Source organism: Bacillus sp. MYb78 (assembly GCF_002975115.1).
Lineage (GTDB): Bacteria > Bacillota > Bacilli > Bacillales > Bacillaceae_G > Bacillus_A > Bacillus_A cereus.
Map to the genome: position 1 here is coordinate 86,887 of NZ_PCOB01000009.1, position 12,441 is coordinate 99,327.

A 12,441-nucleotide genomic window follows, 5' to 3' on the forward strand; every position below is an offset into this window, starting at 1 on the left:
ATTCCAATCTTAAAAATGTTTTCTATATTATTAATATAGAAAACTAATATTATCCTATTTAATTTCCATAGCCCTCCTTTTCACATGTAACTCCCTATTATGCACGGTTCATTCAATAAAAAAAGCCATAAATTATTTAGGCTACACTCCTGTATCCCTAAATAAATTTATGGCTTTTCTCAAATATCTCCGGCCTCTATTAACTTGTCGAATTTAATAATATCAAACCTATTGAAATTTGTGAATATTTTTTTCAGTACAGTGAAGCACATAAAACAATATTTCCGTAGTTACTTAAAAATCACATAATAAATTTCTCATTACCTCTTCCAATACTATATCTGGATTTACTACCGTTTTTTCCGAACGCCATCCGATAAAGCCATCTGGTCTAATTAATACAGCACCTCCATTCCCTATACCATATAATTTGCTAAAAATATCTTCTGGAGCAACAAAGTCTCCACTTAAGCCAACACGATACCCTTTTATATTTATTCCTAATTTAGCTGAAACAGTATGTGCTGCCTCAGCCCAAGAACTATTTTTTACTCCTGTAAGTAATACAAAACTGTTACCGAATAAGTCTAATATAGAAACTTCCTTTCCTTCATACGTTCCCCATACATGTGGCGCTCGCGTTCCAGGTCTTCCGTTCAACTCTATGCTATCCATTCTATGTGGAGTGACTGAATTATCTATAATCGCCTCTGAACAATACTGATATCCAGCTGTAACAGCTAAACCATCCATATTATTCAAACTGCCTTTCTCTCTCTTCGCAGCACGAAACAGTAAACTACTTGCATAAGCTGTCGTTAATTTTGCAACAGAGTGTCTCTCTTCATGATATGTTTCTAACAATTTTGGTTTTGCCTTCCCTTTTATAACAGCCGCTAATTTCCAAGCTAAGTTATGCGCATCTTGTATTCCTGTATTTGAACCAAATCCGCCTGTTGGCGGCATAATATGTGCTGAATCTCCAACTAGAAAGACTCGATTTCCTTGAAATTTCACCGCTGTACTTTCGGCCGCTTCCCACGGTAAAACACTTAATATTTCTGACTCAATATTTGTACTTCCAATTGCTATTTGAATAATTTGTTTACAACGTTCCATCGTGAAATCCTCTGGTCCCTCTCCTTTTAATGGATCGTAGGCTACATGGTAAATCCATTTTTTTACGTTATCTACTGGGATCAGTGCACCAAGAACCTCTGGATGAAGTACCATAGAAAAACCGAATGCGTCTCCTTGTATAAACTCACTTAAGTCTGCTTCAAAATAAATATTCATATAATAGCCACCAATGGTTCCACGCCCCTCAGTTTTAATCCCTAACTGCTCACGTATTTTACTTTTCGCTCCATCTGCTGCAATTACATAGTCACAATGTATGACACTTTCTTTTTCTGTTTCACGATTTCGAATCTTTGCTTTTACCCCGTTTTCATTTTGTTCAAATGAAACTAATTCATGATAAAAAGATAGTTGCCCGCCTAGCATTTTCGCTTCTTGTAACATCACCTCTTCTAAAATAATTTGATAACACGCAGTTTGTTTTGATGGACTAATCTTTTCTATTTTTTGAAGTAACTCTTCATCGTTTCCGTATTGTGTCGCTCTCATTTGTTCCAATTCTTCTTTATTCGCCTCAGCTATTGTATGAACTGCTATTCTTCCTCGGCAGTTCTCTAATGCTTTACCTGCCAATTTAATTCTTTTTTCCAAACCTAATTCTCGAAATAACTCCATTGTACGTAAAGTAAGACCGCCTGCTTTCGGATGAATGGCAGTAGACGGATGCCTTTCAATAAGTAAGTACTCAATGTTATGTTTTGCAAGAAATAACGCAGACGCTAACCCAGATAATCCCCCTCCAACAATTAAAACTGGTACATTCATATATTTACCCTCCACATCATTGTTCTGAGCTCAGTGACATAAATATAATCAAAAAAAACATTAAAATATAGACTTATATTTCATTTTAAATTATCATATAGATAGATTACGCCCCAAAATTCCTTTTACCTTTTCATACATCTATAATCCACCTGAATTGTGTCTGTATGAAAGTGTAAAACAAAAGAATGTACTTTACGTTGAACCATGTTCTATCGTAAAAATCAAAAATAATACAAACATTATAAGCGGTCGTAACCTTATGGATTATACAAGGTTACGACCGCTTATTTTATTGTTACATCATTTTTTGTTTTTAAAACTTCATCTATTGTGTTATGTAATCCTTCCAATCCCTTTTCTATCTCCCTATAATTTTCAACAATAAAAAATTCATTCGTCTCGATTTTCTTTCTCAATATTGCACCTCGTACAACAATCATGTAGCATTACCGTATCGAAGTAATGGTTCATCATCTTAAACCTTTCGACTAATTACCTGGAGGCAAAGTGATTGAAATGAATAAACAAGAACAATTAAATATTATAAAAAAAGATTTTATTGATTCTCAAAAAGTATTATTGGCAATTGGTGATGAAACACGTCAAGCTATTTTATTAGTGCTAATGGAAACAGAATGTCAAACAGGATTACGTGTAGGAGAAATCACGAAGCAAACACACCTTTCCCGTCCAGCCGTATCACATCACCTTAAGATTTTACGAGAAGCTGGCATTATTTTAATGAGAAAAGAAGGTACAAAGAATTTTTATTATATTGATATACGTACAAAATTAGGTTTATTAAAAAATCTTGTATTAGATATTGAGAAGCTATTGCAAAACTTTTATTAAAACTTGGAGGTATAAGAAATGAAAGCAATGATAATTGATAAGTACGGAAAAGTCCCAATGCGTATGGCAGAGGTACCTACTCCTGAAATTAATGAGTATGAAGTGCTCGCAGAAATTCATGCAGCTAGTATTAATCCAATTGATTTTAAAATACGCGATGGAAAAGTGAAGATGTTGCTTAAATATGAGATGCCCCTAATCCTTGGTAATGACTTTTCCGGTGTCATCGTAAAGGTTGGGGCAAAAGTGACTAACTTTAAAGTCGATGATGAAATATATGCACGCCCAAGAAAAAATAAGATTGGTACTTTCGCGGAGTATATAGCCATTCATGAAGATGATATAGCTTTAAAACCGAAAAATTTAAATTTTGAGGAAGCTGCTTCGATTCCACTCGTTGGCTTAACATCATATCAAGCATTACATGACATCATGCAATTACAAAAAGGACAAAAGATTTTAATTCACGCTGGATCCGGTGGTGTTGGTACTTTCGCTATTCAGCTAGCAAAAATAATGGGTGCCATTGTTACAACGACTGCTAGTGAAGCTGGTGCGAATTTAGTAACGTCTCTTGGCGCAGATGAAATTATTAATTACAAAACAGAGAAATTTGAAGATATACTAAAAAATTATGATGCGGTATTTGATACAATCGGCGGTGCAACACTTGAAAAATCATTCAATATTATAAAAAGCGGAGGAAACATTGTTTCAGTTTCAGGTATGCCGAATGCTCGCTTCGGTAAAGAATTTGGTTCAGGATTCTTTAAAACTCTCTTATTTTCATTAGCCAGCAAAAAACTTACTGCACTTGAAGAAAAGCATAATGCTCAATATTCATTTTTATTTATGAAGCCAAGCGGGGATCAATTACGTACTATCGCAAACTATATTGAAGCCGGAAAAATTAAACCGGTAATCGATCGAGTTTTCCCTTTTGAAGATGCGCAAAAAGCAATGGAATATTCAGAGTCTGGAAGAGCAAAAGGAAAATTAATTGTAAAAATTAAATAATAATAAAACCTCCATTTTTAAAAATGGAGGTTTTAAATTTGCTGTTAAATAGACATAGTACAATGAAGTCCTTACAATAGATTGCAAGGGGAAATATTGTATTATACTTTTAGTTAACTTTACAAAGAATACATACGTACAAATACATAATTTAAAATACAAAAAGGAGGAGATACAATGACTAAAAATAATGAAACAGGTTGGAATTTAGATAATAGTTATATGACTTTACCACAATCATTTTATACAGAAATCCCCCCTACTCCCGTAAGTTCACCGGAGTTAGTTAAACTAAACCATTCATTAGCGATATCTCTTGGCTTGACCCCTGAAGAACTGAAAAAGGAAGCTGAAATTGCTATTTTCGCTGGTAATGCACTCCCAGAAGGAGCTCATCCATTAGCTCAAGCATATGCTGGCCATCAATTCGGACATTTTAATATGTTAGGCGACGGTCGTGCTCTTTTAATTGGCGAACAAATTACTCCTTCAGGTGAGCGTTTCGATATTCAACTGAAAGGTTCTGGCCCTACTCCCTATTCACGCCGAGGAGATGGCCGTGCTGCACTCGGTCCGATGCTACGTGAATATATTATTAGCGAAGCAATGTATGCACTCGATATTCCAACTACCCGCAGTTTAGCAGTTGTCACAACCGGTGAACCAACCTATCGTGAAACAAAGTTACCTGGAGCAATTTTAACTAGAGTAGCTAGTAGCCATATTCGCGTCGGTACATTTCAATATGCTGCAGCTCGTGGTTCAATAGAGGACCTGAAATCACTAGCTGACTATACGATAAAAAGGCATTACCCAGAAATTGAATCTCATGAAAACCGATATACTGCATTACTACAAGAAGTCATTAAAAGACAAGCCAGTCTTATCGCAAAATGGCAACTTGTTGGATTTATTCACGGCGTAATGAACACTGACAATATAACGATCAGTGGCGAAACAATTGATTACGGTCCTTGTGCATTTATGGACAATTACGACCAAGGAACTGTATTTAGCTCTATTGACACACAAGGTCGTTATGCATATGGAAATCAACCATATATGGCCGCATGGGATCTCGCACGACTAGCTGAATCTTTAATACCAATTCTGCACGAAGATGAAGAAGAAGCATTAAAAATCGCTCAAGACGAAATTTCGAAATTTAGCGTACAGTATGAAAAACAGTGGTTCCTTGGAATGAAAAAGAAATTAGGACTATTTAGCAACGAAGAACAAGATCACTCACTTATTGAGCAACTTTTAAAAATGATGGAGAAATATAAAGCGGATTACACAAATACATTCCGTTCATTAACTCTTGATGCTATCGAAAATACAGCTCTATTTGAAAGTCCTGAATTTAAAGAATGGTACAAACTGTGGCAATCTCGATTAGACAGACAAGAACAATCGAAAGAAAACGCCTACGAGATGATGAAAAATAATAACCCATCAATCATCCCGAGGAACCACCGTGTAGAAGAAGCATTAGAAGCAGCTGTTACAAATGACGACTATAGCGTAATGGAGAAACTTCTTGAAGCTTTATCAAACCCTTATGCGTATTCTACAGATCAAGAAGAATACTGCATTCCACCTGCACCGACGAATCGCCCTTATCGTACTTTTTGTGGCACTTGATTGTTTAATATGTAAAAAGATGCGTTCATATAAATTGTGTGAACGCACCTTTTTTATATCCCCCCACTCAACTAAAACTTTAAAATGCACATCCCCCGATGCCATTTCTTTAGTTCAAAACAAATTCTACACTATTCCAATAGACTTACTCGTAAGCTTGTTAAACAAATATTGAGAAATATAAAACATCATTTCTAAATATTTTTATTTTTGATACTATATTTTATAAGAATATTCAAAAAGCGAGGGGATTTCATGAACGTTCAACTACAAGGTAATGAACAAATTACAAAATTATTTAATGACTGGTATTTAGCTATGTTAAAACAAGATGTGTCCCAAGCGGCAAACTTAAAGCATGAAATTGAGGAAAAGGAACTAAACTTTGAAGAAGATGAAAACTTAGCATTATACTATTCTCTACTAAATTTTCGTTTCAAAGTTTTAACTGATGGTTTAAGTATCACAAAAGACAGTTTTAATAAGATAGATTCTTACGCGATTTCACCTAATCACCAACTTTCTTACTACTATCATTTATTTAAAGCAATTCATGCTACTTTAACAACAAATTATAATTTAGCAAGTGAACATTATGAAAAAGCTGCGAGACTACTGGTAAATGCCATTGATGATCTAGAAAAAGGGGAATTTAATTATCGAATGGCTATTTTCTATTATCATTTTTACCAGCCAATTGAGGCTATTGAATATGCAACCAAAGCGAAAGAATTCTTCATAAAAGCTGTAGGGTATGAAAAGAATGTCGCCTCTTGTGAAAGCGTATTAGGCGCAGCATTTGTATATTTAAAACAATACGAGCAAGCAGAGGAAAAATATAATTCGGCAATCAACATTTTACAGAAACAGGATGAAGAATCATTACTGTTAAGAGTACGTAATAACTTAGGGTGGCTATATGCTAATCAAAACTTATCAACATTAGCTATTCGTCATTTATCTGAAGTGACAACAAAAATGCCTACACATTTTAAAGCAATTTTCTTACAAGCAAGAGAACATTCTAAACTCGGTGAAATAAATATCGCTTCAGAATTTATTAAAAAAGGATTAAAAATTTGTACAGAACTTAACAATGAAGAATATATGCTTCACTTTAAAATTTTAGAGTCCCTTAACAATAACGAGTCAACTGAAGACTTAGAAAAAATTATTCTTGAAGGAATTACGTATTTCGACAAAGAATCTTTATATAACTATACTCAAGAATATTCAGAAAAGTTAGCTATTAAACTTTACGATGAAAATAACCATATAAAAGCAAGTGAGTATTTTCATAAAGCGTTACAAGCAAAAGAAAAAACGTTTGAGAAAGGGGCATTAAAATGATAAAAAAAATTAGTTCTATCGTTTTAGGATTATCTGTACTAAGTATTGTATCTATTGGTCTAAATAGTTCATTTACATATCAAGCAGGTCATGCGGATTTCCCGGCACCCCAAAGACCTGACCTTGTTCAATCTATTGACGTAAGTAAAGACTACAACTCAACAACAACTGAAAAAGCACTTTAAAAAATGAAAGACCTTCAATTAAGAAGGTCTTTTTAAATACGCTTATTTAGAATATTTCCCTTTCATGTAGGCTTTATTTTCTCATCAACTCCGCAATCCTCTTACTCTCCTCACTACCAACTTTCTCAAGTTTCTCCACAACTAAATTCCGTCTCTCTACAGAATGATTTTGACTTAACTTCGCTTTTCCTTCTATTTTATTTATCTTTATTTTGAATCCAACTATTCCCTTACTTAATCCTCCCATATAATTTGGATCTACATCATTAAGTGAGTAGGTGCTCTCTGGATCTTCATATTTATTTACTAAATCTTGAAGAGAATCTACTAATGTCTTCTCATCTTCAACAATTTCTAATTCACCATATACATGCACTGCAACGTAATTCCATGTTGGTACTGCATTGTTTGTTTCATACCATGACGGAGAGATGTAACTATGTGGTCCTTGAAATATAGCTAGTACTTGCTGAGTCCCAATATCTTTCCACTGTTCATTCGGTCGTGCGAAGTGACCATGTAAAGTAAGGGTCTCCCTATTTAGCAACAACGGCAAGTGCGTTGCATATGGTTCTCCGTTATGTTGAGAAAATAATGTCGCAAAGCTATTTTGTTCCATTATTTCGTACTTCATCTCTTCATCTTGTATTGCGAAATATTTTGGTATGTACATAAGCTCCCTCTTTTCCGCTCTTTTCTATTTTATTTCCTATTATATTTAGTAACCGCATCAATCAACAGGGCCAGTTTGTATTTGTTTTATAATGGCAGCTTTCTATTTCAAAACAATAGGCAGCATGTATTCCATGCTGCCTTAGTTTATTTTTTCTAATATATTTGTAATAAATACGGTCTTACCTTCAATATAACTAGATCGATTTTTCGACTCTCTTGCTAACTCTTCCTTCAAGTTTCCATACTCATTAGCTACTTTAGTATGTTCACGAAGGTAATCTCGAAACGCTATATGCCTTCTCAACTCTTCACTATTTTTATCACACACATATAAATGATGCTCCATCCAAACTGTATTTCCCCCGTTCCATGGAACGAACGTATCCTTTCTTCCAAACGCCTCTCTTCCTTTAAAGCTCCATTCTAACTGATGATAGTACCCTATCTTCTCAAGTTTTTTTACTACCTCATGAAAAATTTCGTACTCTTCTATTACAATATCAATATCTAGTATTGGTTTTGATGCAAGCCCTTTAACAGATGTACTCCCAACATGTTCAATAGATACAATGCTGTCTTCCATTACATTGTTAATAAGAGTGTGTAGTTTATTAAATTCACTTTCCCATTTGATATTATATTCTTCGATAGCAATTCTCTGCTTCAACGTTCCCCTCTTCTCAAAACAAATTATAACCGTTGAATATGAGTATCCTTAAAATCCGTCTCATATTTCAATCCATATCCAAACATTCGATCCATTCCAATATGTGCTGTCCATATTAAGCCAATCATTATAACGGTATCTATCTTAAAATAGACACCTATTAGAACAATTAATATGGATATGATATATGTATGACATACGTTATATATTTTCGCACCAACGTGATTATTGATCCCATACGCTAACATGGATAAATCCGGCGCTAAAAGGAATACAAAAAATATAATCCAACTAAACTCATATATTGAATACATATAAATCGTGGCTAAAAATACAACCATTCCTTCAAAATGTACAATACGTTTTTGCATTATTTATCATTCCTATTTTTCTATATTTATTAATACATTTTCATCGCTGAAAGTATTCTTTGCATTTTTTGACCAGATGGTTGCTAATATTGGCCCTGCAATGTTATGCCATACTGCCGCTAATACACTTGGGAGTGCAGCAGCCGGCCCAAAATGCAAAATACTTTCCAGCTATATTACTTATCGCTTCTAGTACTTTCATCCACTCAGCCCCTATCTTTTAATTGAAACACCTTATTCGGATTCAAAATATTTTGCGGATCAAGAGCTTTCTTTATTTTCTCCATTACAAATAATGCCGCCCCATGCTCTTCTTCTTGATACTTTCGTTTTCCGATTCCAACGCCATGTTCTCCTGTACACGTTCCTCCTCGTTTAAGAGCATACTGAACGATACTTTCATTTATTTCGTCTGCCTTCTTCACTTCCTCTTTATCATTTGTATCAATCATTAAAAGTACATGGAAATTCCCATCCCCAACATGACCGAGAATACCGCCAATAAGCCCTACTTTATCTAATACCTCTTTCGCATGTTGAATCGCTCTAGCTAATTCCGAAATTGGCACACATACGTCTGTACTCATTAGCTTTTTACCAGGATAACTATGCACGTAAGAGTACGCTAAGTTATGTCTTGCATCCCACAGTTTATTTCTCGCTGCTGTTTCCATCTCAAACGCAATTTCTATACATTTATGATCAAGAACGATTTCTTTCGTAAATTCAATATCTTGCTTTAACCCTGCTTCATTGCCGTGAAACTCTAAAAACAGTGTCGGTTCTTCTCTGTAACTTGTTTCATTGTAATGATTTACTTGTTTCATAGATAATTCATCAACGAGTTCAATTCTCGCGATTGGAATACCTGCTTGTAATATGTTAATTACAGCTTCTACTGCATCATTTATAGTTGGAAACGATGCCCTCGCAGCCATAACATGTTCTGGTATACCGTATACTTTTAAAGTTAACTCCGTGAAACATCCAAGTGTTCCTTCTGAGCCTACGAAAATACCATTTAAATGATAACCTGATGATGACTTCGCCGCTAAATTCCCGGTATGTATTACTCCTCCATCAGCAAGAACAACTTCTAAATCTCGAACTTGATCACGCATTACCCCATACTTTACCGCTGTCGTTCCGCTCGCATTTGTAGCTGCCATTCCTCCTAACGTTGCATCAGCTCCTGGGTCTACACTAAAAAATAATCCATACTTTTTCAATTCTTTATTAAGCTGAGAGCGCGTCACCCCTGGCTGTACTCTCACAAGAAAATCCTTTTCTCTTATTTCAAGTATTTTATTCATAAGAGAAAAGTCCATTGTAATTCCTTTTTCGTAAGGAATTACATGTCCCTCTAAACTGGACCCTACTCCAAATGGAACGACAGCTGTCCCATACTGACTCGCTATTTTCATTATCGCGCTAACTTCTTCGGTCGTTTTTGGAAAAACAACTACATCAGGTAAACTACTACTATGGTAAGATTCATCTTTACTATGTAACTCTCTTACTGTCATATTTATTACTACTCGATCTTCAGGAAGTATGCCTTTTAATTCATTTACTACATGTTCAATTGTTATTTCCATAATCAACTCTCCTTTTTAAGTTTAAAATTAGTATACCATTTTTATACAAAATAATTAGAAAAATAAGATTATTTGACGTGAACATAAAAAAAAGAACCTGCAGCACACGCTACAAGTTCTTTTTCACTACATTTTAAACGATTTCTTTATTAACAACATAAACCAAATTAAAGTAACTGCCATCAACGAATGAGAAAACCCTACAATATAAGTTAACCCTTTAAAGTCAGCTCCATTTAACTGAAGAAGCCCTCTCGCTGCTAGCGAACCTAACATTAAAGTTAATGCAATGTTATGTAAAACAAACCACTTATTAAACCCTTTCACTTCATGAAACGCGAATACTTTTGCTAATCCTAAAGCAATTAAAAAGAAGAAAAAGCCAAGTACAAGTGTATGCGTATGCAAAAGATTTAACAAAGTAGATCCTAAAATCCCTTTATACTTACCATACTCCCTAGCAAAAATCCCTGATAATAAACCGATAATCAAATACGTAAACGATGCATTATATAATTTCTTCATTATGTACCTCCTTGAGTAGAATGTGTAGTGTGTCATATTTAGTAATAATGATAGTTATATAGTAAAAACTCCTAGTCACCTAGGAGTCATTGTATAAGCATCTCACTCTTTACAATCAATCCTAATTATAAAATATCTCTCTATACAAAACAAACGAACTTTATGTGAACAAACAAAGCCCCACTAAAATATGTTGCACTTTTGTTTTACACAATCCATACTAATTATTATAACTTTTTAAAGGTGGTGTAATAATTGATAGTTCTTAAAACTGAACGTCTTAATCTTCGTTGGTTTGATATAAAAGACGCTCCTTTTATTCTTGATTTAGTAAACGATCCTGCATGGATTCAGTTTATCGGTGACAAAGGAGTTAGAAACTTAGAAGATGCAAAAAATTATATTGTAAACGGTCCTATCGATATGTATAACAAACTCGGATTTGGCCTTTACTTAGTAGAACGCAAAGAAGATCTCACTCCACTTGGTATGTGTGGCCTTATTAAAAGAGATTCATTAGAAGACGTTGATATCGGATTTACCTTTTTAGAAACATTCCGTTCAAAAGGATATGGCTACGAGTCAGCTTCTGCGATAATCGAATACGGTGTACAAAAGCTCGGCATGAAACGAATTGTAGCAATTACTTCTATAGATAACATCGCCTCAGGAAAGCTTTTAGAAAAAGTAGGATTACGATTTGAGAAAATCATTTCAGATTCAGGAGAAGATTTAAAATTATTTGGATATAACGCATAGTAAAGAAGGTCGCCGTGAATGGTGACCTTCTTCTTTCCATACAAGAAATCCTCCCTTTAAATTCACTACTTCCTTTATACTAGCTCTTTGTAAAATACTAGCTGCTATAGGGGAACGCAATCCGGTTCGACATTGCAAAACTATTGGACAATTTTTCGGGATATAATCTAATTGTTCAAATAGATTGCCTAAAGTGATATATTGCATCATGAAGGTTTCCTTCCTCCCACTCTGTTGTACTACACACATCGATAACCTTAACACTTCCACTTTTTATATGCGGATATAATTCAATCGATGTTTTTTCTTTGTAACTTTCAAATCTATTAAGTTTCTGTATTACTTTTTAGGGTGCAAAAGCAATAATATTATCTAACCCAATAGATTCAAATTCTCTAATAACTGCCTCCACTTTAACCTTTTCCTCATCTAAAATTATTAAAGTTTCTGTTTTATAATCTAATAACCATCCACATCAAGTTGTGAAAGAATTTTTATAAGGTATGTTTATTGACTTCTCAATATGACCTGCAGCAAAACTCGATACATCTCTTATATCAACTATTTGGTGAACGCTGCTCAAAATTTCTTGAAATTCTTCTACTGTATTAATAGCAGTTCTCTTTCTTTTCTTGCGAATTTTGGGACCATACTTATTTAAATTCTTCATTTTTTGTATATAATGCGATAAAATTGTGAAATTTTATCGCATTATGCAAGACATTTAATATCAAATATATTACTTTTACTATGAACTAAATGTGTTTATAGGAAGTGTATAGATAAATAAAGTGCTAAATTGACTCTTATGCAGTAATTACTGTTTAATTTATCTAAAAATTGAAAAAATATGTGTAGATATATATCATTTAAAATACATATATAATTAA

General features: G+C 34.1%; 13 protein-coding genes and 2 pseudogenes. 6 read left to right on the forward strand and 9 right to left on the reverse strand.

Features of this window, described 5'->3' with window-relative positions; all coding sequences use genetic code 11:
- Nucleotides 1-294 precede the first annotated feature (294 nt).
- Nucleotides 295-1,905, reverse strand: coding sequence for an FAD-dependent oxidoreductase (locus tag CQ064_RS18290; RefSeq protein ID WP_001102485.1), 1,611 nt, complete (start codon nt 1,903-1,905; stop codon nt 295-297).
- 287 nt (nt 1,906-2,192) lie between these two features.
- Nucleotides 2,193-2,324: a hypothetical protein gene (locus tag CQ064_RS34095; RefSeq protein ID WP_001227549.1), complete on the reverse strand. Its 132-nt coding sequence runs from the start codon at nt 2,322-2,324 to the stop codon at nt 2,193-2,195.
- Nucleotides 2,325-2,415: 91 nt separating this feature from the next.
- Here CQ064_RS34095 and CQ064_RS18295 point away from each other — a divergent pair, with 91 nt between their 5' ends.
- From CQ064_RS18295 to CQ064_RS18315, 5 genes are all read left to right on the forward strand, one after another.
- On the forward strand, nt 2,416-2,760 hold the full coding sequence (locus CQ064_RS18295; RefSeq protein WP_000571870.1) for an ArsR/SmtB family transcription factor: 345 nt from the start codon (nt 2,416-2,418) through the stop codon (nt 2,758-2,760).
- A gap of 18 nt (nt 2,761-2,778) precedes the next feature.
- Entirely contained in the window at nt 2,779-3,777 is a 999-nt protein-coding gene (locus tag CQ064_RS18300) for an NADP-dependent oxidoreductase (protein WP_000646415.1), read from the forward strand.
- A gap of 177 nt (nt 3,778-3,954) precedes the next feature.
- Nucleotides 3,955-5,421 carry a protein adenylyltransferase SelO gene (locus CQ064_RS18305; RefSeq protein ID WP_000164906.1) on the forward strand — a complete coding sequence of 489 codons (1,467 nt, stop codon included), beginning with the start codon at nt 3,955-3,957 and terminating at the stop codon, nt 5,419-5,421.
- 255 nt (nt 5,422-5,676) lie between these two features.
- On the forward strand, nt 5,677-6,771 hold the full coding sequence (locus CQ064_RS18310; protein WP_001102704.1) for a Rap family tetratricopeptide repeat protein: 1,095 nt from the start codon (nt 5,677-5,679) through the stop codon (nt 6,769-6,771).
- On the forward strand, nt 6,768-6,956 hold the full coding sequence (locus CQ064_RS18315) for a Phr family secreted Rap phosphatase inhibitor (protein ID WP_000592010.1): 189 nt from the start codon (nt 6,768-6,770) through the stop codon (nt 6,954-6,956). Before CQ064_RS18310 ends, CQ064_RS18315 begins: the two co-directional genes overlap by 4 nt.
- 73 nt (nt 6,957-7,029) lie before the next feature.
- Here CQ064_RS18315 and CQ064_RS18320 read toward each other — a convergent pair whose 3' ends face one another.
- From CQ064_RS18320 to CQ064_RS18345, 6 genes and pseudogenes are all read right to left on the reverse strand, one after another.
- Nucleotides 7,030-7,629 (reverse strand): FMN-binding negative transcriptional regulator, encoded by a 600-nt coding sequence (locus tag CQ064_RS18320; protein ID WP_000275796.1) that lies wholly within the window; start codon nt 7,627-7,629, stop codon nt 7,030-7,032.
- Nucleotides 7,630-7,770: 141 nt separating this feature from the next.
- A complete protein-coding gene (locus CQ064_RS18325) occupies nt 7,771-8,298 on the reverse strand; it encodes a GrpB family protein (protein WP_000813517.1) in 528 nt (175 codons plus the stop codon).
- A 23-nt stretch (nt 8,299-8,321) separates the two neighbouring features.
- Nucleotides 8,322-8,669: a DUF4260 domain-containing protein gene (locus CQ064_RS18330; RefSeq protein WP_001172063.1), complete on the reverse strand. Its 348-nt coding sequence runs from the start codon at nt 8,667-8,669 to the stop codon at nt 8,322-8,324.
- A gap of 12 nt (nt 8,670-8,681) precedes the next feature.
- A pseudogene (locus tag CQ064_RS18335) lies at nt 8,682-8,825 on the reverse strand (bile acid:sodium symporter family protein); the annotation flags it as partial.
- 50 nt (nt 8,826-8,875) lie between these two features.
- Nucleotides 8,876-10,267 (reverse strand): FAD-binding oxidoreductase, encoded by a 1,392-nt coding sequence (locus CQ064_RS18340; RefSeq protein WP_000406574.1) that lies wholly within the window; start codon nt 10,265-10,267, stop codon nt 8,876-8,878.
- A gap of 126 nt (nt 10,268-10,393) precedes the next feature.
- Nucleotides 10,394-10,792 carry a DUF2871 family protein gene (locus CQ064_RS18345; RefSeq protein ID WP_000737891.1) on the reverse strand — a complete coding sequence of 133 codons (399 nt, stop codon included), beginning with the start codon at nt 10,790-10,792 and terminating at the stop codon, nt 10,394-10,396.
- Between the two features lie 255 nt (nt 10,793-11,047).
- Between CQ064_RS18345 and CQ064_RS18350 the strand changes: the two genes are divergently transcribed.
- Complete coding sequence (locus tag CQ064_RS18350) at nt 11,048-11,551, forward strand: GNAT family N-acetyltransferase (protein ID WP_000636432.1); 504 nt, start codon at nt 11,048-11,050, stop codon at nt 11,549-11,551.
- On the opposite strand, the pseudogene CQ064_RS18355 reads toward CQ064_RS18350, so the two are convergent.
- Nucleotides 11,531-12,233 (reverse strand): annotated as a pseudogene (locus tag CQ064_RS18355) (rhodanese-like domain-containing protein); the annotation flags it as partial. The gene CQ064_RS18350 and the pseudogene CQ064_RS18355 overlap by 21 nt on opposite strands.
- Nucleotides 12,234-12,441 lie beyond the last annotated feature (208 nt).